The sequence below is a fragment of the Serratia sp. Ae19-1 genome, from assembly GCF_059801225.1.
Genome location: NZ_JBCHWD010000016.1, coordinates 1 through 22,824, shown reverse-complemented (window position 1 = coordinate 22,824; position 22,824 = coordinate 1). Strand labels below are relative to the sequence as shown.

General features: G+C 58.8%; 22 protein-coding genes. 12 read left to right on the top strand and 10 right to left on the bottom strand.

Annotated features, from left to right (window positions below; genetic code table 11):
* Positions 1-496 precede the first annotated feature (496 nt).
* Positions 497-2,041 (top strand): TerC family protein, encoded by a 1,545-nt coding sequence (locus AAIE04_RS24760; protein ID WP_019452841.1) that lies wholly within the window; start codon positions 497-499, stop codon positions 2,039-2,041.
* A gap of 16 nt (positions 2,042-2,057) precedes the next feature.
* Here AAIE04_RS24760 and AAIE04_RS24755 read toward each other — a convergent pair whose 3' ends face one another.
* The 4 genes from AAIE04_RS24755 to pabB all read right to left on the bottom strand — a co-directional run bounded on the left by AAIE04_RS24755 (position 2,058) and on the right by pabB (position 7,671).
* Positions 2,058-3,644, bottom strand: coding sequence for an EAL domain-containing protein (locus AAIE04_RS24755; RefSeq protein ID WP_019452840.1), 1,587 nt, complete (start codon positions 3,642-3,644; stop codon positions 2,058-2,060).
* Between the two features lie 265 nt (positions 3,645-3,909).
* Positions 3,910-5,274 (bottom strand): L-serine ammonia-lyase, encoded by a 1,365-nt coding sequence (gene sdaA / locus AAIE04_RS24750; RefSeq protein WP_025159820.1) that lies wholly within the window; start codon positions 5,272-5,274, stop codon positions 3,910-3,912.
* Between the two features lie 448 nt (positions 5,275-5,722).
* Positions 5,723-6,301, bottom strand: coding sequence for a CoA pyrophosphatase (locus AAIE04_RS24745; RefSeq protein ID WP_063918497.1), 579 nt, complete (start codon positions 6,299-6,301; stop codon positions 5,723-5,725).
* Positions 6,298-7,671, bottom strand: coding sequence for an aminodeoxychorismate synthase component 1 (gene pabB / locus AAIE04_RS24740; protein ID WP_498577845.1), 1,374 nt, complete (start codon positions 7,669-7,671; stop codon positions 6,298-6,300). Before pabB ends, AAIE04_RS24745 begins: the two co-directional genes overlap by 4 nt.
* 531 nt (positions 7,672-8,202) lie before the next feature.
* Here pabB and AAIE04_RS24735 point away from each other — a divergent pair.
* The gene (locus tag AAIE04_RS24735; RefSeq protein ID WP_211130115.1) at positions 8,203-9,204 is read left to right on the top strand and encodes a glycosyltransferase; all 1,002 of its coding nucleotides are present in this window, start codon (positions 8,203-8,205) and stop codon (positions 9,202-9,204) included.
* Positions 9,205-9,266: 62 nt separating this feature from the next.
* Positions 9,267-9,512, top strand: a complete 246-nt coding sequence (locus tag AAIE04_RS24730) for a YoaH family protein (RefSeq protein ID WP_025159817.1) — start codon at positions 9,267-9,269, stop codon at positions 9,510-9,512.
* A 34-nt stretch (positions 9,513-9,546) separates the two neighbouring features.
* Here AAIE04_RS24730 and purT read toward each other — a convergent pair whose 3' ends face one another.
* Positions 9,547-10,725: a formate-dependent phosphoribosylglycinamide formyltransferase gene (gene purT / locus AAIE04_RS24725; protein WP_498577844.1), complete on the bottom strand. Its 1,179-nt coding sequence runs from the start codon at positions 10,723-10,725 to the stop codon at positions 9,547-9,549.
* 246 nt (positions 10,726-10,971) lie between these two features.
* On the opposite strand from purT, the gene cspE reads away from it, so the two are divergent.
* The 5 genes from cspE (at position 10,972) to yebF (ending at position 13,901) form a co-directional block, all read left to right on the top strand.
* Positions 10,972-11,181 (top strand): transcription antiterminator/RNA stability regulator CspE, encoded by a 210-nt coding sequence (cspE, locus tag AAIE04_RS24720; protein ID WP_004927572.1) that lies wholly within the window; start codon positions 10,972-10,974, stop codon positions 11,179-11,181.
* A gap of 147 nt (positions 11,182-11,328) precedes the next feature.
* Positions 11,329-12,711 (top strand): ATP-dependent RNA helicase DbpA, encoded by a 1,383-nt coding sequence (dbpA, locus tag AAIE04_RS24715; protein WP_498577843.1) that lies wholly within the window; start codon positions 11,329-11,331, stop codon positions 12,709-12,711.
* 88 nt (positions 12,712-12,799) lie between these two features.
* On the top strand, positions 12,800-13,123 hold the full coding sequence (locus AAIE04_RS24710; protein ID WP_019452832.1) for a YebG family protein: 324 nt from the start codon (positions 12,800-12,802) through the stop codon (positions 13,121-13,123).
* A gap of 39 nt (positions 13,124-13,162) precedes the next feature.
* Positions 13,163-13,471 carry a N(4)-acetylcytidine aminohydrolase gene (gene yqfB, locus AAIE04_RS24705; protein WP_060423960.1) on the top strand — a complete coding sequence of 103 codons (309 nt, stop codon included), beginning with the start codon at positions 13,163-13,165 and terminating at the stop codon, positions 13,469-13,471.
* Positions 13,472-13,541: 70 nt separating this feature from the next.
* Positions 13,542-13,901, top strand: a complete 360-nt coding sequence (gene yebF / locus AAIE04_RS24700) for a protein YebF (protein ID WP_019452830.1) — start codon at positions 13,542-13,544, stop codon at positions 13,899-13,901.
* A gap of 55 nt (positions 13,902-13,956) precedes the next feature.
* Here yebF and AAIE04_RS24695 read toward each other — a convergent pair whose 3' ends face one another.
* The 5 genes from AAIE04_RS24695 to mdtH all read right to left on the bottom strand — a co-directional run bounded on the left by AAIE04_RS24695 (position 13,957) and on the right by mdtH (position 18,650).
* The gene (locus tag AAIE04_RS24695; RefSeq protein ID WP_004927555.1) at positions 13,957-14,520 is read right to left on the bottom strand and encodes a lipoprotein; all 564 of its coding nucleotides are present in this window, start codon (positions 14,518-14,520) and stop codon (positions 13,957-13,959) included.
* 152 nt (positions 14,521-14,672) lie between these two features.
* A complete protein-coding gene (locus AAIE04_RS24690) occupies positions 14,673-16,313 on the bottom strand; it encodes an ABC1 kinase family protein (protein ID WP_498577842.1) in 1,641 nt (546 codons plus the stop codon).
* Positions 16,314-16,347: 34 nt separating this feature from the next.
* The gene (gene grxB / locus AAIE04_RS24685; RefSeq protein WP_498577841.1) at positions 16,348-16,995 is read right to left on the bottom strand and encodes a glutaredoxin 2; all 648 of its coding nucleotides are present in this window, start codon (positions 16,993-16,995) and stop codon (positions 16,348-16,350) included.
* Positions 16,996-17,122: 127 nt separating this feature from the next.
* A complete protein-coding gene (locus AAIE04_RS24680) occupies positions 17,123-17,371 on the bottom strand; it encodes a hypothetical protein (protein ID WP_019452827.1) in 249 nt (82 codons plus the stop codon).
* Positions 17,372-17,444: 73 nt separating this feature from the next.
* On the bottom strand, positions 17,445-18,650 hold the full coding sequence (mdtH, locus tag AAIE04_RS24675) for a multidrug efflux MFS transporter MdtH (RefSeq protein WP_074054003.1): 1,206 nt from the start codon (positions 18,648-18,650) through the stop codon (positions 17,445-17,447).
* A gap of 344 nt (positions 18,651-18,994) precedes the next feature.
* On the opposite strand from mdtH, the gene rimJ reads away from it, so the two are divergent.
* The 4 genes from rimJ (at position 18,995) to murJ (ending at position 22,788) form a co-directional block, all read left to right on the top strand.
* Positions 18,995-19,579: a ribosomal protein S5-alanine N-acetyltransferase gene (gene rimJ / locus AAIE04_RS24670; RefSeq protein WP_025159814.1), complete on the top strand. Its 585-nt coding sequence runs from the start codon at positions 18,995-18,997 to the stop codon at positions 19,577-19,579.
* A 9-nt stretch (positions 19,580-19,588) separates the two neighbouring features.
* Positions 19,589-20,233, top strand: a complete 645-nt coding sequence (locus tag AAIE04_RS24665; RefSeq protein WP_074054004.1) for a YceH family protein — start codon at positions 19,589-19,591, stop codon at positions 20,231-20,233.
* On the top strand, positions 20,226-21,146 hold the full coding sequence (locus tag AAIE04_RS24660; protein WP_025159813.1) for a Gfo/Idh/MocA family protein: 921 nt from the start codon (positions 20,226-20,228) through the stop codon (positions 21,144-21,146). The genes AAIE04_RS24665 and AAIE04_RS24660 overlap by 8 nt, the downstream gene beginning before the upstream one ends.
* 106 nt (positions 21,147-21,252) lie before the next feature.
* Positions 21,253-22,788, top strand: coding sequence for a murein biosynthesis integral membrane protein MurJ (murJ, locus tag AAIE04_RS24655; RefSeq protein WP_025159812.1), 1,536 nt, complete (start codon positions 21,253-21,255; stop codon positions 22,786-22,788).
* The last annotated feature ends 36 nt before the right edge of the window (positions 22,789-22,824 follow it).

Below are 22,824 nucleotides of genomic sequence, written 5' to 3'. Positions count from 1 at the left end.
TTCCGCGGTTCAGATACATTATGGTAGAAAAAAAGAAACGCACCCCTAACATTTCTCACGCAGTTTCAAATGCCTGTGCGCGATATTTCACGAACGCGCCATTTATTTTAGTGAGTGAAAAAATATTTTTTGTGACGTTGCTCCGCTATTGAATGCTCGGAGAAATCTTAGCTGTCATGGGGGAGATGACGGAGTGTCATCCTAAACCGTCGTTGAAAAAGCCGCTTTGTCCCCCAGAAAAATCCTGATACAGTAATTTCCTCTTTCATCACTAAGGAGTGAAGGGCCTCAGCCCTCCCTATGGACTGTCACCGAAGTTACTGTTTTTCCAGGTTTCACCCGCCACCTGCTGGCGTTACATATGCTGTTCGGCCGTCCGGCCACCTCCCGGTAACCCCATTCCGTCACCTTGCTATTGTCGACTGCGCCCATGCAGCGGCGGCATCGTCACGTCTGAGCGGCCTGCGCTCATTCCCACTTTTCTCTGGAGTCTGATATGGAATTTTTAATGGACCCCTCTATTTGGGCGGGGTTGCTTACGTTGGTGGTGCTGGAAATCGTGCTGGGCATCGACAACCTGGTGTTCATCGCCATATTGGCCGACAAGCTGCCGCCGAAGCAGCGCGATAAAGCGCGCATCATCGGCCTGTCGCTGGCCTTGTTGATGCGTTTGGGCCTGCTGTCGGTGATCTCCTGGATGGTGACGCTGACCACGCCGTTGTTCAGCGTAGGCGATTTCAGTTTTTCCGGCCGCGATCTTATCCTGCTGTTCGGCGGGGTATTCCTGCTGTTCAAGGCCACCATGGAGCTGCATGAACGGTTGGAGGGGCAGTCGCATCAGGACGGCGCCAACCGCGGCTACGCCAAGTTCTGGGCGGTGGTGGTACAGATCGTGATTCTGGACGCGGTGTTCTCGCTCGATGCGGTGATCACCGCCGTGGGCATGGTGAACGATCTGCCGGTGATGATGGCGGCAGTGGTGATCGCAATGGCGGTGATGCTGCTGGCATCCAAGCCGTTGACCAACTTTGTCAACGCGCACCCGACCATCGTGGTGCTGTGCCTGAGCTTCCTGTTGATGATCGGCCTGAGCCTGATCGCCGAAGGCTTCGGCTTGCACATTCCTAAAGGCTATCTGTATGCCGCGATTGGCTTCTCGATCCTGATTGAATTGTTCAACCAGATCGCGCGCCGTAACTTCATTAAGCATCAGGCGCGTCGCCCGATGCGCGAGCGCACCGCGGAAGCGATCATGCGCCTGATGGGGCAGCAGCGTGCGCAGCAGGCGGACGACGCGGTCGCGTTGCCGAGGGATGAAACCTTTGCGGCGGAAGAGCGTTATATGATCAGCGGCGTGCTGACGCTGGCCTCGCGCTCATTGCGCAGCGTGATGACGCCGCGCACCGAGATCTCCTGGGTCGACTGCGAGCGCTCTCGCGAAGAGGTGCGCGCACAGCTGCTGGATACGCCGCACAGCCTGTTCCCGGTATGCCGCGAGTCGGTGGATGAGATTGTCGGCGTCGTGCGCGCCAAGGATCTGCTGGTGGCGCTGGAACAGGGTGAAGATATCGCCGAGTTCGCCGCTCGCACGCCGCCGATCGTGGTGCCGGAAACCATGGATGTCATCAAGCTGCTGGCGGTGCTGCGTCGCGCCAAAGGACGTCTGGTGGTGGTCACCAACGAATTCGGCGTGGTGCAGGGGCTGGTGACGCCGCTGGACGTGCTGGAGGCGATTGCCGGTGAATTCCCGGACGAAGATGAAACGCCTGACATCGTGGCGGAAGGCGACGGCTGGCTGGTGAAGGGGGGGACCGACCTGCACTCGCTGGAGCAGGCCCTGGCCTGCGATGACCTGGTCAGCCCTACCGCCGACTACGCCACTCTGGCCGGGCTGCTGTTGGCCCATTATGGCCAGATGCCGGTAGCGGGGGATACCATCGAGTTGAACCACCTGCGTTTCGATATCGTCGAGGTCTCCGAATACCGCATCGAACTGGTGCGCGTGACCCGCGTCGTGTTTGACGAATCAACGCATTCGTAACCTTCCCGCCGGAGGCTCAGGCCTCCGGCGTATTCTCTTCTGCTTTCCTGACGCGCGATTCGTACTGCTGTAACCACAGAGGGAAAACGTGGATCGGCATCGGCTTGGCGAAATAATACCCCTGCAGGGCATTGACCTCACGCGAGCGCAAATAGTCGGCCTGCTCCGCCGTTTCTACCCCTTCGGCCACCAGTTTCAGCTTCAGGCGCTGCGCCAGCGTAATGATGGTGTCGGTTACCGTGGCGTTGACCGCGTCGGTGCCGATGGCGGCGGTAAACCCGCGGTCGATCTTCAACACGTCCGGGCTGAGATTTTTCAGGTAGCTCAGCGAACTGTGGCCGGTGCCGAAGTCGTCGATAGCCAGCATGATGCCCATGTCTTTCAGCGTGCGGATCTGGTCGTACTGGATCGCCGATAGCGCGGTGCGCTCGGTCAGCTCCAGCATCAGTGACGGCATCGGGTGCGCCGGCAGCCAAATCTGGCGGATATCGTCGATGATATCGAGCGTTTTAAAGTGCTCAGCGGCGACGTTGATGCTGATGTAAAACGACGGCCGCGGCGGGAACAGCTGCAGGTTTTCCGTCACGGTGTTCAGCAGATAGCGGGTGAGCGGAATGATCAGCTCATGCTGTTCGGCCAATGGGATAAATACGTCGGGCGAGATCCATCCCTGCCGCTTCTTTTTCCAACGCAGCAGCATCTCGACGCCGGCGCAGCGCCCGGTGTCGCTGTGGATGATCGGCTGGCAGTAGACGCGAAATTCCCGATGGGTGATGGCATGGCCGATGTGATAAGACAGGCTCATGCGGTTAGCGGTAAGCAGATAGACCACATAGGCCGCCAGCAGGCTGATCAGCAGCGCCAGCGGAATATGGCGCGGCAGCGCGGAAAGCGCGAGCATGCCAATCTGTGGCCCGAACAGTGAAATCGAGAAGGGGTACAGCGCGGAACCGGCGGTGTAGCGCAGATCGTTAGTCAGGGTATCGCGGCTCAATATTTCACGGCGGCCATACTCCAGGCTGCTGTCGGCGACGTTCAGCACCACTCGCTGAACATAAGGTTCCTGCGGCTCGAGTAAAAAGTTGGACAGCAGTTCGATATTGAAGACGTGCAGCACGCCGCTGGTTTTATCGGTGGGGGATGGCGTCCACAATACTAACGTGGGGAGACCTTTGCTGACCGCCAGCGAAGGGCGCAGCGCCAACCGGGCGTTGCTGTTGACCAGGGTGGGCATCACTGCGGCCATCTGATAATGGCGGGCGCCGAACAGGCTGGAGCAGTAAATGATGCCGTTTTTCACCAGCAGCATGGCGCGCAGCGCCTGATTTTGCGCGGCGCGAAAACGCAGGGTCGATGAGACGTTCTCGCAGGGCTGATCCAGCATATCCATACTGCGTTCCGCCTGTAGCTGCGCCGGGCTCAACAGTTGGTTGATCTTGCCAACGGTACGGGTGGCCAACGTCTGTTGGCTCTGTTCGATGCTTTTGACCTCTTGATAGTAACGGGTATACAGCGATACCAACAGAATAGCCACGCCCACCGCTCCGGCCAGCAGCCAACGGTAGTAACGATATCGGGACGCGGCGAGGTGGGTCATCAACATCCGGTAAATCCTTGTTCGGTAATCCAGCTCCGAGTCACAGTCAGACCATAGATCCTTAAGTTGCGCTCGGCTAATTCTAGCCTGAGGTTATACAAGATTGATGGTAACTCAGTAAATTATTTCAGTTTGGTAAAACAGAAGGCCAATTTGCAGGCTAACCGTCGGATCGATGAGAAAAATGCAGGATATTTTTTGGTGACATTGTCACTAAAGCGGCCAATGAGTTGATTACCATAAAAAACCCCGCCGGCGGCGGGGTTGTCTGTCAGTCGCATTGCACCTTGATCGCCAGGCCGCCGCGAGAGGTTTCACGGTATTTGGCGTTCATGTCTTTGCCGGTTTCGTACATGGTTTCGATCACCTTATCCAGCGAAACGCGCGGTTCGCTGGTGCGGCGCAGAGCCATGCGGGCGGCGTTGATCGCCTTGACCGAGGCGATGGCGTTGCGCTCGATGCACGGCACCTGCACCTGGCCGGCGACCGGGTCACAGGTCAGCCCCAGGTTGTGTTCCATGCCGATCTCTGCCGCCACGCACACTTGCTCAGGGCTGCCGCCCAGCAGTTCGGCCAGGCCGGCCGCCGCCATGGAGCAGGCGACGCCCACTTCCCCCTGGCAGCCGACTTCGGCGCCGGAAATGGAGGCGTTCATCTTGTACAGCGCACCGATCGCACCCGCTGCCATAAAGTAGCGGATGTAAATGTCGGGGCTGACAGACTCAATGAAGTGATCGTAGTAAGCCAGCACGGCAGGCACGATGCCGCAGGCGCCGTTGGTTGGCGCAGTGACCACGCGGCCGCCGGCGGCGTTTTCTTCGTTAACCGCCAGTGCGAACATGTTGACCCAGTCGATCACGTTCATCGGATCGTTGGACAGTTTGTCCGACGCCACCAGCATGCGGCGCAGCGCGGAGGCGCGGCGCGGTACGCGCAGCGGCCCCGGCAGCACGCCTTCGGTGTTCAGACCGCGATCGATACAGGCGCGCATGGTTTGCCAGACGTTACCAAAGTAGGTGTCAATCTCTTGCTTGCTGTGCAGCGCCAGTTCGTTCTGCATCACCATGCCGGACAGCGACAGCCCGGTCTCGCGGCAGTGGTCGAGCATTTCGCGCGCGGAGTTGAACGGATAAGGCATTTGCAGTTCTTGCTCGGCTGCCTTGCCGAAGTTCTCCTCGTCGACGATGAAACCGCCGCCGATGGAGTAATAGGTCTTGCTGTACACTTCTTTATCGCCGGCGAAGGCGTGAACCTGCATGCCGTTTTCGTGCAGCGGCAGGTTGTCGCTGCGGAAGACCATGCCGCCGTCGCGTGGGAAATCGACTTCATGCAGGCCGTTGGCCAGCATCAGGCGTTGACGTTGTTCTACATCGCGAATAAAACCCGGAATGCTATCGATATCGACGGTGTCCGGCATGTTGCCGGCCAGGCCGAGAATGATGGCGATATCGGTATGGTGACCTTTGCCGGTCAATGAGAGTGAGCCGTAAACGTCTACGGCAACACGCGTGATAGAAGGCATCAGGCCTTTATTTACCAGATCGTCGACAAACTGTTTGCCGGCTTTCATCGGTCCAACCGTATGAGAGCTGGACGGGCCGATGCCGATCTTAAACATGTCGAAAACGCTAATCACGCTAAAACTCCTTAAAGAGACGTATTGTTATGGCTGCGGCGGTTAAAAACCGCGCAGGGAACAGCGATATTGTAAAAGGGCCGTGCGGGTTCGGCTGCCTTTTTCGCATGAAATTAAATAATCCGTGGTGTCACTTTTTTTACTGATTACCCGGGGCGAACCCTTGTGCGTGGCATCCGCTTTCGCCCAAGCTCCATTAACGGTAATCGCGCCCGCTTTTCCTTGCTGAGCGCCGCCGGCTTAATCCCTGTTTCTACAGTGGTTTATCTCGGACGGTGGTATTTTACAGGTATTTCGTAAGGTTTAAGAGAGGGTTTACAGTTTTTTTAAAACCATTCAACCGCAACGGTAGTTGAAAAAGCGATCAAATGAAGTGATTTCGATCGCTTTACCCGCAGCGGAAAGCCGATAGTCATGCCAGATTGCGAGTCAGATCACGCAATGGAAGCTAAATGCTGACCTGTTGCGCCAGACGTCGAATGATGGCGGCGGTCAGCCCCCAGATAAACTGGCTGTGATACCAGGAGAGATAGATGCGGTGCGTATGCCCGGCGCGATGAATATCGAGCGGATAGTAACGCGACAGGGTCAGCGCCTCCCGCAGGGGCATCTCAAACACGTCCGCCACTTCGCCTTCATTGGCCCGGAACTGCACCTCCGGCGGGATCAGGCCGACGATAGGCGTGACTTGAAATCCGGTGCTGCTGTCGAGCGGCGCCATTTGGCCGAGTACGGTCACCGCTTGCGGCGGTATCGCTACCTCTTCGTGCGCCTCGCGCAGCGCCGTGACGATCGCCGAGCCATCTTCGGCGTCGGTTTTGCCGCCGGGGAAGGCCACTTGGCCGGCATGTTTGCGCAGCGAGTCGGCGCGGCGAGTCAACAGCAGCGTTGGCTCTGAGCGGCAGATAATCGGGATCAACACCGCCGCCGGGCGCACGTTGTGCGAGATCTGCGCCGCCTGCGGCAGCTGCAGCTGAAAACGGCTGATAAAGGCGTGCAGAGAGGCCGGTGAATTCGATGGGATCACGACAGCTCACACTCCCCAAGCTGCGGCAGAATGCGGCCTACCTTGTCGAAGGTTTCCTGGTATTCCGCCTGTTCCTCGCTATCCGCCACGATGCCGCCGCCGGCGGAGCAGTGGATGCGCCCGTTTTCGGTGACGAGCGTGCGGATAGTGATATTGGTGTCCATGGTGCCGCAGGCGCTCAGATAGCCGATGCTGCCGCAATAGGCATTGCGGCGCTGCGGCTCCAGTTCTTCGATGATTTCCATCGCGCGCACCTTGGGGGCGCCGGTGATCGACCCGCCGGGGAAGCAGGCGCGCAGCAACGCGGTAGCTGAGGCCTGGTCCGGCAAGATCGCGGTAATGGTGCTTACCAGGTGGTGTACCGCCGGGAATGGCTCCACGGCGAACAGTTGCGGCACTCGTACGCTGCCGGGCTGAGCGACACGGCCGATATCGTTACGCAGCAGATCGACGATCATCAGATTTTCGGCGCGATCCTTGGGAGAATCCGCCAGGCGGCGAGCCTGCGCGGCGTCTTGTTCTGCGTCCGCCAGCCGCGGCAGCGTGCCTTTGATCGGGCGGGTTTGGATGCGCTGTTGTTCCAGCCACAGGAAGCGTTCGGGAGAGACGCTCAGCACGCTGTTGTGCGGCAGGCGCAGGAAAGCGGAGAAGGGCGCACGGTTGCTGGCGCTCAAGCGGCAAAATGCCTGCCATTCGTCCCCTTGATAGTCGGCGGAGAATCGCTGCGCCAGATTAATTTGGTAGCAATCTCCGTGGCGCAGGTAGTGCTGGATGCGTTGGAATTTCTCGCCGTACTGCCGCCGGCTCATATTGGCGCGCCAGTCGCTCAGCAGCGCAAAAGGGCGTTCCGTCGGTGTGGTTTGATTATTGAGCCAGCGCCAGCGCTGTTCCACGTCGCCATAGCTGAGCAGCGTCAGCGTTTGCAACCGGTGGTCGGCGATAAGCGCCCAGTCATAAATGCCTACCGCCATATCCGGCAAAGTGAGATCGGCGTCGGCCAACTGTGGCAACATTTCCACCCGGCGCCCGAGATCGTAGCCGAACAGCCCCAGGGCGCCGCCCTGAAACGGCAGATCTGGATTGAAGGCCGGCTGCCAACCTTGCGTCGCCAGCTGTTGTTGCAGCAGGGCAAACGGATCTTCCTCAGACAGGTTTGTGACGCCGTCACAACAAATTTCGGTGGTGTCGCCATGGGTGGTGAGCGTAACGCGCGGCTCAGCGACCAGGATATCGAAGCGGTTATGCGAATGCTCGGCAAACCCCGAATGCAGCAGCATCGCCCAAGGGGAGGATGAAAGCGGGGTGAAAAGCGTCATCAGGGCGCTGCGGCTGTAAGGCAAAGACTTTATGTTTGGGGCTGTTACGCTCATGAACGTCAATAAACCTGGCTGTGGAGGCGGCGATATCGGCCGTTAGTGTGCCATAGACGGCCGCGGCATGCATGTCTTGCCATGCGCGACATGAAGCACAGTTCACATAAACAGCAGCTCAATAGACCTTAAATAAGGCATTTTTTGCGCCATTAACTACACTTCAATATGTTAAAAATTCAGCGTTAAAGTTAGCTGGAAGTATTTCAATCGAGGGCGCGCAACCCGAAGAATATAAAGATTACTCGTTAATTTCGCAAATTTACTGTTTCTCTTCGTTATCAAAAAAAAGAGAAAGGGATGCACCGCCCGGTATTGAGAGGGCGAGGCGATTATTTTTGGATTAACGGTTGATTATATAACGTTTCTTGCCCGTAGCATGAAAAGAGAAAAATAAGACTAATCTTATTTGGCCTGTATTGGAAATGCCTGTGCCTTATCAGCAGCCATTTTCCTCCAGCGCTGAACGGGTGGGTTTTATCTAAAAAAATAAAATTATTATTTTGTTACATTATCATTGAAGAGCTGCCTATGTCGTTAATGCTGAGCGTTATTGTCCCGATGCATAATGCGGGAGAATTACTGGAACCCTTCCTGGCCTCGTTGTTGGCGCAGCGCGAACAACGGTTGGAGGTGATCATCGTCAATGATGGTTCTACCGACGGCTCGGGTGAGACTGCGCACCGTTACGCGGCGCAGCATTCGCATATTAGAGTGATCGATCAGGCCAACGGCGGCGTTTCCAATGCGCGTAATGCCGGTCTTGCCGTCGCCCGGGGCAAATATGTGGCGTTTCCTGATGCCGACGATCTGTTGGCGCCAGAAATGTATTCCACGCTGTTGGAACAGGCCGAGCTGCATCAATTAGACGTGATGCAATGCAATGGCGAGCGCTATTTCGCCAGTGAAGACGAATTACAGCCGATCTTTCCCCAAGAGCGTTTACAGACCACCGATGTTATCACCGGCGTACAGTGGTTCGAACGGGCATTGAAATCGCGAAAATTTATTCACGTTGTATGGCTGGCGATATATCGCCTCGATTTTATCCGCCGGCATCAGCTTTATTTTGAACCAGGGTTACATCATCAGGATATTCCCTGGACGACCGAAGTCATGTTTAATGCCCAGCGGGTCAAGTATTTAAGCACGCCGCTGTACCGTCAACGGGTGCACGACAAGTCGATCAGCAATCGTCGCCGCACCGGCAAAGCAAACGTGGATTATCAACGCCACTATATGAAAATCGTCGAAATGCTGGAGCGCCTCAACTTGCGCTATGCAGGCAGCATTGCCATTCGTCCGGCTTTCCACTGGCAAATCACCCGCGAAGCGTTGGGCATTTGCCATAGCATTCGTCGTGAGCCGGATCCGCTTGCCCAGAATCAGATTACCGAAGAGTTTTATCAGCGCGGCATTGACAGAGCGATGTCCGCCAATGCGCGCGGCGTGAAGCAGGGGTGGCATGTTATGCTGTGGCGGCATCGCCTGAAGCAGTGGCGCAGCGATAACGGCTGTTCGCAACCGGCCTGAGGCTTGGGATCCGCCGCATTAGCGCGTATACTCCTTCTCCCTTTTGCCGGAGAGAACGACACATGCATGCAGGTATGCCATTACTGAGTCACGCGGAGCAGCAGGAAGCGGCGGATCGCATCCATCAACTGATGGAGCAGGGCATGAGCAGCGGTGAAGCCATTGCTCGCGTTGCGCAGGAAATTCGTGAGAAGCATCAGGGCGCTCAGGTTGCGGTATTGTTCGATGACGATGATGAAGACGAGCAGCATGAAGTCGCGCCGGATGCGTCGCGGGATGACGATGCCGAAGAAGACGAAGATTATTGATGTTATCGGGGCCGCGTAAGCGGCCCCGTCAGTTTCAGCTTTCAACCGCCACGGCGGCGGCGGCCTGCTTCGCTCGCTCCACCGCGTGTTCAGTGGTATCCGCGGTGGCCAGCGCAACGCCAAGACGGCGTTGCCCGGCGATTTCCGGTTTGCCGAACAGACGCAGCTGGTTGTGCCCGCGCAATGCGTTTTCCAACCCGCTGAAACGCACATCGCTGCTGGTGAGCTGCGGCAGGATCACCGCCGAGGCGGAAGGGCCGAACTGGCGGATGGCGCCGATCGGCAAGCCGAGAAACGCGCGAACGTGCAGGGCGAACTCGGACAGATCCTGTGAAATCAACGTGACCATGCCGGTATCATGCGGGCGTGGCGACACTTCGCTGAAGATCACGTCGTCGCCACAGACGAACAGCTCCACGCCGAACAGGCCGAAACCGCCCAGGGCTTTCACGACTTTCTCCGCGATCGCCTGAGCGCGGTTCAGCGCCGTGGCCGACATGCGCTGCGGCTGCCAGGATTCGCGATAATCTCCGTCTTCCTGACGATGCCCGATCGGCTCGCAGAAATGCACGCCATCCACTGCGCTGATGGTCAGCAGCGTAATTTCAAAGTCAAATCTTACCAGCCCTTCGACGATCACTCTGCCGCCGCCGGCCCGGCCGCCCTGTTGGGCATAATCCCAGGCCTGTTGCAACTGGTCGGGCGTGCGGATCAGGCTTTGGCCTTTACCGGAGGAGCTCATCACCGGTTTGACGATGCACGGGTAGCCGATATGTTCAACCGCCTGGCGGAAGGCGGCCTCGCTGTCGGCAAAGCGATAGCTCGAGGTGGGCAAACCGAGATCTTCCGCCGCCAGACGGCGAATGCCTTCGCGGTTCATGGTCAGGCGCGTGGCTTCGGCGCAGGGCACGACGCGGTGCCCTTGATGTTCAAGCTCCACCAGCATGGCGGTGGAGATCGCTTCGATTTCGGGAACGATATAGTCCGGCCGTTCTTGTTCGATAACGGCTTTCAGCGCGTCGCCGTCCAGCATATTGATGACGTGGCTGCGGTGCGCCACATGCATGGCGGGCGCATCGGCGTAGCGATCGACGGCGATCACTTCCAGACCTAGGCGCTGGCATTCAATGGCGACTTCTTTGCCCAACTCGCCGGAGCCGAGCAACATGACGCGGGTGGCGGAAGGGCGCAGGGCGGTTCCAATCGTTAACATAGTTTCGTACCTGGATCGGTGAAAGTAAGCGGATTGATGATCGGCGGGCAGTATATACGAAAACGATTGCGTGCACAGCCGTCGCACCAGTTTTGTTGCTAACTGACTGTTTTCATAACGAGCAGAAATATTTGCCCTGCATGGGCGATTATGCGTTAATAACCGACGGCGAAAGAAGGCCTACTTATCACAAGGTTTTCGCGTCTCGTGCCGTCAAGGCAGGTTTATCAAGTAAAGGAAACACAAATGAGCAAGATCACTGGTCACGTTAAATGGTTCAACGAAAGCAAAGGTTTCGGCTTCATTACGCCTGCCGATGGCTCTAAAGACGTTTTCGTGCATTTTTCCGCTATCGTTAGCGATGGTTTCAAGACCCTGGCTGAAGGCCAGCAGGTTGAGTTCTCCATCCAGGACAGCCAACGTGGCCCGGCTGCAGCCAACGTCGTTGCTATTTAACGACAGTGTTGCCAAGAAACCCGCCGCCGGCGGGTTTTTTTATGCCCGCAGCCCGTAACGCCGCCCATCTCTGTTATCATTTACCGCTGATTCGGCGCCAACCTGCGGGCGCGCCGCCATTTCATTCGCTATATAAGAGTTATCGCCGTGAGCACAGTTTCTTTTTCTTCCTTGCCGCTGCCAGCCGAACAGTTGGTCAACCTCAACGAACTGGGGTACGCCGAAATGACGCCGGTGCAGGCCGCCGCGTTGCCCGCCATCCTGCAAGGGCGGGACGTGCGCGCCAAGGCGAAAACCGGCAGCGGTAAAACGGCGGCGTTCGGCATTGGCCTGCTGAACAGCATCGTCGTCGGTCAGGTCGCCACACAGGCGCTGGTGCTTTGCCCGACCCGCGAGCTGGCCGATCAGGTCAGCAAAGAGCTGCGCCGCCTGGCGCGTTTCACGCAGAACATCAAGATCCTGACGCTGTGCGGCGGCCAGCCGATGGGGCCACAGCTCGATTCGCTGGTGCATGCGCCACACATCGTGGTGGGGACGCCGGGCCGTATCCAGGAGCACCTGCGCAAGAAAACGCTGCAGTTGGACGAGCTGAAAATGCTGGTGCTGGACGAGGCCGATCGCATGCTGGACATGGGGTTTGCCGACGATATCGACGATGTTATCAGCTACACGCCGCCGCAGCGCCAGACGTTGCTGTTCTCCGCCACTTATCCGGCGGGCATCGAGCGCATCAGCGAGCGCGTTCAGCGCCAGCCGCTGAGCGTCGAGGTGGACGATGGCGAAGCGCAGACTTCCATCGAACAACGCTTCTATGAGACCACCCGCGATCAGCGCCCGGCGCTGCTGGTGTCGGCGATTCGCCATCATCAACCCGCGTCCTGCGTGGTGTTCTGCAATACCAAGCGCGATTGCCAGACGGTGCTTGAAGCCCTGGAGGCCCGCAACATCAGCGTACTGGCGCTGCATGGCGATCTGGAGCAGCGCGATCGCGATCAGGTGTTGGTACGTTTCGCCAACCGCAGTTGCCGGGTGTTGGTGGCCACCGACGTCGCCGCTCGCGGCCTGGATATCAAAGAGCTGGAGCTGGTGGTTAACTACGAGCTGGCGTTCGATCCCGAAGTGCATGTGCACCGCATTGGCCGCACCGGCCGCGCCGGCCTGAGCGGACTGGCGGTCAGCCTGTGCACGCCGCAGGAAATGGCGCGGGCGCACGCGATTGAAGATTATCTGCAGATGAGCGTCGATTGGGCGCCGGTGTCCGAGCTGAGCGGGGCGGCGAGCGGTTCGCTGGAGGCGGAGATGGTGACGCTGTGCATCGACGGCGGCCGTAAGGCGAAAATCCGTCCCGGCGATATCCTTGGCGCGTTGACCGGCGACGCCGGGCTGACGGCGGCGGAAGTGGGCAAGATCGACATGTTCCCGGTGCACGCCTATGTCGCTATTCGCAAGGCCAGCGCGCGCAAGGCGCTGCAACAGCTGCAGCAGGGTAAAATCAAAGGCAAAAGCTGCAAGGTACGGCTGCTGAAATAAGCCGAAGGCGGGCGGCGGTTTGCCTTCCCGCCATTATCTATTTATACTGTATATAATTACAGTTATTTGAGTATTTGAGGACGCACGCATGGCGGTTGAAGTTAAATATGTGGTGGTGAGAAACGGTGAGGAAAAAATGACTTTCGCGAGCAAGAAAGAAGCCGACGCCTACGACAAAATGCTGGATCTGGCGGACAACCTCGGGGAGTGGCTGCAGCAAGCACCTCTGAGCCTGGATGACGAACAGCGTGAAGGGCTGAGCTTCTTCCTGGCGGAAAATAAAGACGCGCTGGGTCTGATTCTGCGCGGTGCTTCGCCGGCGGAAACCCTCAAGAAACCGGCGGAAAACAAAGCGAAAAAAGCGCCGTCTAACTCAAAAGAGGGATCTGCGTCAGAAAAGCAAGCGGCATAATGACCTATGTTGCGGTGTTGTGATGAAAAAGGATCTAAAATGAGCCGTGAAATAACTTTCTTCAGCCGTTTTGAGCAAGACATTCTGGCCGGGCGTAAAACCATTACCATTCGGGATGCCAGCGAATCGCATTTCGAACCGGGCGAGGTGCTGCGCGTAAGCCGCAATGAGGACGGCGTATTCTTCTGCTTTATCGAAGTGTTGTCGGTAACGCCGGTGCGCCTGGATGCGCTGACCGAACGCCACGCGCAGCAGGAGAACATGTCGCTCAGCGAGTTGAAGCAGGTGATCAAGGAAATCTATCCGGGCCTGGATGCGCTGTTTGTCATTGAGTTCGTCAAACGGTAATCCTTTGCCGAAACCCTGTTGTGAGCCAGGGATGGGCGCCCGGATAGCGCTAATCACAACGGGAGGACATATGAAAAAAACGGGTTTGGCTATCGCTTTGTTGGCCATGGTGGGAGCATCGACGACGGTGTGGGCGCAGGATCACGAACAGCGCACCGCCAAGGTGGGACAGTGTGCGGGCCTGCAGCCGGCGGATATCGCCGCCCAGGTCAAGCGCGACTTCTTGCAGAACCGCATCACGCGCTGGGAGTCGGACAAAAAGCTGTTGGGTACCGCAACGCCGATTGCCTGGGTCAGCCCGGATGCCATCAGCGGCAAGGATCAGGTGTGGCAGGTGCCGTTGACGGTGCGTGGCACCAAGGCAGATAAAACCTACAACGTGACGCTCAACTGCAACACCGGCGAAATCGCCTACAGCGCGCCGCAGTAACCTTTACCCGCAATAAAAAGCCCGCCGGCGGCGGGCTTGATGCTTCAGGGCGGCGTCAGTCGCTGAACGGGATCACCAACTCACCCGGCTTCACTTCCAACCCCTTCGCCAGTTTTTTCGCCAGCGCTTCGGTTTTGCTGTTGTCAGGGTTCAGCACATAGGCCGGTTTTTGGTCGAAGTAGGATTTCAGCGACTGGTTCAGATACGGCGTCAGCGCTTTCATCACCGTCTGCATTTTTTCCGGCTGCACGCTGTAATCGGTCAGTTCCATATCCTTCAGGTAAATGGCGCCCTGCGCTCGGTCGTAAACCGGCTGCGCCTTCAGCGTCAGCTTCAGGTCCGCCGCCTGCGGGCCGAGAATCGACGTGATGTTGACCTTGGCGTCGCCGGAAAGGGTGACTTTACCCGGTTCGCTGCGGCCAATCTGGCTTTGCAGCTGAGTCAGCACGATGTTGGCGTCCACCAGACCGGGCACGCCGATCTGTTTCTGATAGTCGTTGTGTTTCTGCAGGTAATCATTCACTTCCTGCTCGCTCAGGGTGTACTGGGTCAGTTGGTTGCAACCGGCCAATACGCCGGCGAACAGCAGGGCGGCTGCGCCCATCAGGATCTTCTTCATTAATGCCTCATTGCGACTGCTGGCGAAAAGTGCTGCAGATAATTGATTAATCATTATAAACGCTCCACCTGCGCGTGAAAACGGCCGGCGGAGAGATGGGGAGGATAGTGCGCGCAAAAGCGGGCAAGACCTATCGGATAACGCCGAAAGCGTCAGCGCCGCAATCGCAGTGCCAACAGAATCACTCCGGCCAGGCAGGCCGTGCCTCCCAACAGGGGGAACAGCGGAACGCCCCACAGCCGCAGCGACGAATGCATCAAATAAGGCGCCAGCCCCAGGGCGAAAGCGGCGGTGACGATGGCGATGGCCAGGGTGACGGCGGCGCGTTCCAGCGCTTTGCTCAACTGGCCGAGGTTACTGACGTTGATATCGGCATTGAGCTGCCCGCGCTTCAGGCGGCGAACCAACAGCCGCAGGGTTTGCGGCAGCTCCTCTCCGGCGTCGAGCGCTTCCCCGCCCAGAGCCAACAGCCGCTGGCGCACGGCGTCGGGGGCGTAGCGCCGCAGCGCCGTTTGTTGCAACATCGGCTTGAGCGTTGCGACGATGTCGAAGGCCGGATCCAGCCGGTGCAGCACGCCATCGGCGGTGATCAAGGCCTTGAACAGCAGCACCAGATCGGGCGGCAGCGCCAGCTGGTGTTCGCGCGCCATCACCAGCAGATCGGTCAGGGCTTTACCCAGCGTAAGGGTGGCGGCGGCCTGCTTGTCGAGAAAGTTTTGCGCCGCCAGCTCCAGATCCATCAGGTCCAGCGGTTCGCTGTCCGACCAGGCGATCAGCGTGTTGACGATGCCCTCGGACTGACGTTCGGCGATGGCTTGCAGCAGCAACAGCAACTGGTTGCGCCGCCGTTCTGACAACTGGCCCACCATGCCGAAGTCGATAAAGCCGACGCGATCGCCGCTCAGCGCCATCACGTTGCCGGGGTGCGGATCGGCGTGATACAGCCGATGCTCCAGCACCATGCTCATAAAGGCGCGGGCGCCGCGTTGCGCCAACAGCGGCCCGTCAAAACCCGCCGCCGCCAGCTGCTCAGGGTTTTCCGGCGCGGTGCCGGGCAAGTATTCCTGCACGAGCAGGCGGGGGGAAGAGTATTGCCAATAGATTTTCGGTACCACGACGTCGGGCTGACGAGCGAACATCCCAGCGACGCGATCGCAGTTATGCCCTTCGTGAGTCAAATCCAGTTCGTGATTGAGCGCCGTCGCCAGCGCTCTGACCATCTGCCGCGGCCGATAGCGCGCCAGCGCCGGGCTCTGCTGTTCCACGGTCTCCGCCAGCGAAGCCAGCAGCCGCAGATCGGCGTGGATGGTTTTCGCCAGTCCGGGCCGCAGCACTTTTACCACCACCTGTTCGCCGCTGTGCAGGCGCGCACGGTAGATTTGCGCCATCGACGCGGCGGCCAGCGGGGTGCGATCGAATTCGGCAAACTGCTGCTCGGGCTCGCTGCCCAGATCGGCGATGATTTGCGGCGCCAGCGTTTCCCATGGCAGCACCGCCGCCTGGCTGTGCAGGCGATCCAGTTCATCGGTCCAGGCCGGATCCAAGAGATCAGAGCGCGTGGCCAGGATCTGGCCGAATTTGACGAAGGTAGGGCCCAGCGCCTCGAGCGCTTCGCGCAGCCGTTCAGGCAGCGTCTGCGCGTCCTGTCGGCCGGGCTCGCTGCGGGCGCCGCGCAACAAAGCGCCCAGCCCCAGCAGGCGCAGAACGTCCTGCAGGCCGTAACGAATCAGAACGGAGGTAATTTCCTTCAGCCGCGCCCGGTCGCGAGCGGTGGCGAGCACCATTTTCAACATCAGTACGCCATGTCCTTGTTGTGACTTGCTAACGTTATTGTTCCATATCCAGCAGCAACGGCACCTCGCTGCGCTGCGCCATGCGGTTGCGATAGGCTTCAACATTGTCCGGCAGGGCAACCCCGGCGACGATCGATAGCGAACGCAACAGCGGGAACAGGTGAATGTCGTCCTCGGACAGCTCGCCGTTCACCGCCTCGGCGGAGACGATTAGCGGCGACAGCGCGTGCAGGTCAGCTTCCAACTCGGCGATCAGATCGGCACTGTTGGCGAGATGCTCGGCAAAATCACCGATTGACGCCTGCTTTTTATCGATAAAGTAACGGCGGGCGCTGTCGGTGGCAAATTCTTCGAAGTCGGCATGCGCAATGCGCGGCAACAGCAGTTTTGCGCTGTAACCGCCGACCCGCTGCAGCCACTCGGCGATGGCCGGGTTGGTGTTGCCGGTCAGTGCCGGTTTGCCGTCCAGACCGTCGACATAGCGTACGATATCCAGGCTTTCCGCCATCGCTTCACCGTCGTCTTTGATCAGGATAGGCACCATTTTTTTGCCGATCAGGGTGAACGGGGTCGTCTCATCGTCGTTGAGCAACGTGACCAGGCGAACCGGCAGGTGCTTCAGGCCGAAAATCATGCGGGCTTTAACGCAGAATGGGCAATGATCGTAAATGAACAGTTTCATGCTTGCTCCGGGTTGTCAGGTTTTAACAGCAATAGTTACCACAGCTTACCGAGGCTGTCTTGAAGTGCGTGTGTTGGATGGTGCGTTATTGCGACATTGCCCGCGCAACAGGCGCGGGCGAGGGGCGTTATTTCTTGACCGGTACCGAGTTGAGCACATCGATCAGGTGAATGCGGGCCTGTTCCAGATCGAGCTGATCGCGCTCGTTGGCGGCGGTGACGATCTGCAGCTGCTTGATGACATCGCTTTTCAGCGCGCTGTCGCCGGCGATAATTTGGGCCAGCGCCTTTTCCACCAGGGTAGAGCGCGCATAGATCATGCGCAAGTTCAATATCATATGTTCGAGCAGTTGCGGTAACTTCGCTTCTTCAATCATGCCGACGGGCTCCTGTAGGTGTTTTTACTAACAGGATAGCAGCTGCTGCCGATTCGGCCGGATTTCTATGGCCTCAACCGCCGCGCAGCATCATAGAGGCGCTGCGCCGCGGGCTGAATTGCCAATACAGCGCCAGCAGCGTGGCGAAGCCGACGGCACCGAGCAGCAACCAGGGCAGCTCCGGCAGGTTCATCGTCCGGCCGGTATCGTACATCCAGCCGCCGCCGGTATAACCTAGCGCGCCGCCGAGCGCCAGACCGAGACGGCTGAAGCCCATGTAGCTGCCGCGCGCCCGCGGATCGGCCAGTGAAGCGCTCAGCGTTTCGCGCGCCGGTTCGGCGATGATTGAACCCAGGTAGAAGCAGCAGATCAGCGTAAACACCCCCTGCAGACTGGTGGCCAAGCCGATCGGCAGCAGGCTGAGGGTCATCAGCAGCAGGCCCGCCATCAGGCGTTGTTCAAGCCGAAAATGTTTTTCTCCCCAGCGCGCCAGCGGATAGAGCAGCGACAGCGACAGCGCGGCTTCGATCGCGTACATCCATTTGACCGCCGCCGGCGAACCGGCAATTTCGTTGACCACGATCGGCAGCATCAGCATCACCTGCACCGCCAGCATATAGTAGCCGGTCAGCGTCAGGACATAGGTGAGGAAACGGCGATCGCGCAGGACCCGCAGCATGCCTTCTTTCATCGGTACGCGCACGGTGGAGATGCGATAAGCCGGCAGCAACCAGGCGTTCCAGCCGGCGGCAAGCACAAAGATCGCCGCCCCGACCCAGCAGACAAAGTGGAAATCGTACTGCAGCAGCCAACTGCCGATCAACGCGCCGACCACCGCACCGGCGCTGTCCTGCATCATCAGCAGCGAGAAAAAGCGGCCGCGTTCGTGCGGGCGGGTCAGTTTGATCACCAAAGCGGTGCGCGGCGGATCGAACAGCGTGCCGCCGAGGGCGGAGAGCGCGCAGGAGAACCACAGGATCCACGGTTCATCGGCCATCGCCATGGTGGCGAAACCGGCGGCGCGCAACAACATGCCGGTGACGATCATCGGTTTGGCGCCGAAACGATCGGCGATGGCGCCGCCGAAGATGCCGAGCCCCTGCTGCAACAGCTGACGCAGACCCAGCGCGATGCCGACGATCAGCGCCGCCCATCCCAGCTGATCGACAAAGCGAATCGAAATAAGCGGAAACACGACAAAGAAGCCTAATACCACCAGCAGGTTGTCGAGCAACAGAAAATATTTACCCAAGCTGCGCGCTTGCGACACCAGAGACATGCTTCACCATGAGCAATTAAGAAAGAGGGGGAGACAGCCTCTCCATTCTCTACCCAATTTCCGTGCGGCGACAGGGGCGGTGTAGATAATATTTTTTTATCGTCAAGCTGTTATCTGCGCTGCAAAATTGGCGGAAAAACGCCGTAAAGCGCGCATTCGGCGATTTACTGAGCGGCCGGGATTTTACCTCGGGGGCGGGCAACGGTTATATTGAAGACAGGAAAGTGCGGTTCGACGGCGCGATTGGCAAATAATGCCGTGGCGTAAGATCGGCACAGGATAATTATCCGCACGGCTTCCTAATAAATACTTCTTATCGAACCGTTTTGACTGCGGGGGAAATGATGTTCGGCTACCGCTCTGCATCGCCAAAAGTACGTCTTACTACCGACCGGATGGTGGTCCGTTTAGTGCATGAACGGGATGCCTATCGCCTGGCGGACTATTATGCCGAGAACCGGACCTTTCTCAAACCCTGGGAGCCGGTGCGCGACGAAAGCCACTGTTACCCCTCCGGCTGGCAGGCTCGGCTGGGCATGATCACCGAAATGCAAAAGCAGGGCAGCGCCTACTATTTTATTTTGCTCGATCCGGAAGAACAGGAAGTGCGCGGCGTGGCGAATTTCAGCAACGTGCTGCGCGGTTCGTTTCACGCCTGTTTCCTCGGCTATTCGCTGGGGGAGAAATGGCAGGGGCAGGGGCTGATGTTCGAGGCCTTGCAGTCCGCCATTCGTTATATGCTGCGCCAACAGCGCATGCACCGCATCATGGCCAACTATATGCCGCACAACCAGCGCAGCGGCGCACTGCTGACTCGACTGGGATTCGAACGCGAAGGTTACGCCAAGGATTACCTGCTGATAGACGGCAAGTGGCAAGATCACGTTTTGACGGCGTACACCAATAAAGAGTGGCTACCGCCACGTTGAGGCCAAACGATGAAATATGAATTGAGCGCCAAAGAGGCCCGGGTTATCGGCTGCCTGTTGGAAAAACAGGTCACGACCCCGGACCAATACCCGCTTTCGCTTAACGCCATTACCCTGGCCTGTAACCAAAAGACCAACCGCGAACCGGTGATGGACCTGAGCGAAAGCGAGGTGCAGCAACTGCTCGATTTGTTGCTGCGTAAACATTTCCTGCGCACCCTCAGCGGGTTCGGCAATCGGGTGGTGAAGTACGAGCAGCGGTTTTGCAATTCCGAATTCGGTCAGTTGAAACTCTCACCCGCCGAGCTGGCGGTGATCGCCACCTTGCTGCTGCGCGGCGCGCAAACGCCGGGCGAGCTGCGCACCCGTACCAATCGGATGCATGAGTTCAGCGATGTCAGCGAGGTTGAACAGGTGCTTCAGCAGCTGGCCACCCGGGAAGATGGTCCGTTTGTGGTGCGCCTGGCGCGTGAGCCCGGCAAGCGCGAAAGTCGCTTCATGCATCTGTTCAGCGGTCAGGTTGATGAGGCGCCGCTGGCGCTCGAGCCGGAGACCGACGACGAATTGAGCGCCAGGGTCAGCGCGCTGGAAATTGAAGTGGCGGAGTTGAAACGGCAAATGCAGCAACTGTTGGCGAGAGAGACGAATGACTAAATTGCGCGTGGGTGTAGTGGGATTGGGCGGCATCGCGCAGAAAGCGTATCTGCCGATCCTTGGGCAGGCGGCGGACTGGACGCTGGTGGGCGGCTTTTCCCCCAATCAACAAAAGGCGCAGCCGATATGCGACAGCTATCGCATGGCCTGTTTCCCTCGTCTGGACAGCCTGGCCGAACAGTGCGATGCGATCTTTGTCCACAGCAGCACCGCCAGCCATTTCTCGGTGATTGGTGAGCTGCTCAACCGTGGCGTGCATGTTTACGTCGATAAGCCGTTGGCGGAAACGCTGGAGCAGGGCGAGCAGTTGCTCGAGCTGGCCGAGCGGCGGGGCAAAACGCTGATGGTGGGATTCAACCGCCGTTTCGCGCCGCTTTATCAGCAGCTCAAGCAGCAAATGAACCAGCCGGCTTCCATTCGTATGGACAAACACCGGGCGGACAGCGTCGGCCCTCAAGACCTGCGTTTTACCCTGTTGGATGATTACCTGCACGTGGTGGATACCGCTCTGTGGCTGGCGGGTGGGCGCGAGCAACTGCTGAGCGGCAGCTTGCGGGTTAACGCCGCAGGCGAAATGCTGTATGCCGAACACCACTTCGCCTGCGGAGACACGCAGGTGACGACCAGCATGCATCGCCGCGGCGGCAGCCAGCGAGAAAGCGTGCAGGCGGTGACCGACGGCGCGCTGTACCAGTTGACCGATATGCGTCACTGGCTGCGTGAAGATGCGCAGGGCGAGCTGGAGCAGCCGGTGCCGGGATGGCAAAGCACGCTGGTGCAACGCGGCTTCGACGGGGCGGTGCGGCATTTTCTCCATGCCGTTGCCAATCAGAGCGCGCCGGAAACCGGCGGCGAACAGGCGCTGGTGGCTCAGCGGATGGTCGAGCGCTTGCTGCGGGATAACTCTATGTAACATATGGCGGTAGCTATTCTTTTCCGGATGCGTAAACTGAGCCGATTGTTTCACTGACGCCTGCAACAGCAGGCGTTGATATTTACGGTACCTATCAGATAACCACATGAACCTACTCAAATCCTTGGCTGCCGTCAGCTCGATGACGATGTTTTCGCGGGTGTTGGGCTTTGCCCGCGATGCGATCGTCGCGCGCGTGTTCGGGGCCGGTATGGCAACGGACGCCTTTTTCGTGGCGTTCAAACTTCCCAACCTGTTGCGCCGTATCTTCGCCGAAGGAGCGTTTTCGCAAGCCTTCGTGCCGATCCTGGCCGAATATAAAAGCCAGCAGGGTGAAGAGGCGACGCGCACGTTTATTGCCTACGTCTCCGGGCTGCTGACGCTGGTGCTGGCAGTAGTGACGGTGCTGGGGATGCTGGCCGCGCCCTGGGTTATCTATCTCACCGCGCCGGGCTTTACCGATACGCCCGACAAGTTTGCGCTGACGTCGGCGCTGCTGCGCATCACGTTCCCCTATATTCTGTTGATTTCGCTGGCATCGCTGGTGGGGGCCATCCTCAATACCTGGAACCGCTTCTCGATCCCGGCCTTTGCGCCAACGTTGCTGAACGTCAGCATGATTGGTTTTGCGCTGTTTGCCGCCCCCTACTTTAACCCGCCGGTGCTGGCGTTGGCCTGGGCGGTAGTGGTCGGCGGCGTGCTGCAGCTGGGCTACCAGCTGCCGCACTTGCGCAAGATCGGCATGCTGGTGCTGCCGCGACTCAAGCTGGGCGATGCCGGTGTCTGGCGCGTGATGCGTCAGATGGGGCCGGCGATCCTCGGGGTGTCGGTCAGCCAAATCTCGCTGATCATCAACACCATTTTCGCTTCGTTTCTGGTGTCCGGTTCGGTGTCCTGGATGTATTACGCCGACCGCCTGATGGAGTTTCCTTCCGGCGTGCTGGGCGTGGCGTTGGGCACCATCCTGCTGCCGTCGCTGGCCAAAAGCTTCTCGAGCGGCAACCACGACGAGTATTCGCGTCTGATGGATTGGGGGTTGCGTCTGTGCTTCCTGCTGGCGTTGCCGAGCGCCATTGCGCTGGGTATTTTGGCCAAGCCGTTGACCGTCTCGCTGTTCCAGTACGGCAAGTTCAGCGCTTTTGACGCGGCGATGACGCAACGCGCGCTGGTGGCCTACTCGGTAGGGCTGATGGGGCTGATCGTGGTGAAAGTTCTGGCACCGGGCTTTTATTCGCGTCAGGACATCAAAACGCCGGTCAAAATCGCCATCATTACGCTGATCATGACACAGGTAATGAACCTGGCATTTATCGGCCCGCTGAAACATGCCGGTTTGGCGCTGTCGATCGGTTTGGCGGCCTGTCTGAACGCTTCGCTGCTGTATTGGCAATTGCGCAAGCAAAAGATCTTCCAGCCGCAGCCGGGCTGGGCGCTGTTCCTCACCAAGCTGGTGATCGCGGTGCTGGTGATGTCGGCGGTGTTGATTGGCGCGATGTGGCTGATGCCGGCCTGGGATCAGGGCAATATGCTGGAGCGTTTGCTGCGCCTGGCTGCGGTGGTGGTGGCCGGTGTGATGGCCTATTTCGGCGTGCTGGCCGGGTTGGGTTTCCGTCCGCGTGATTTCGCGCGCCGGGTCGCCTGAGCCGAATGCCAGAATGAAAAAAGGTCGCCTTGGCGA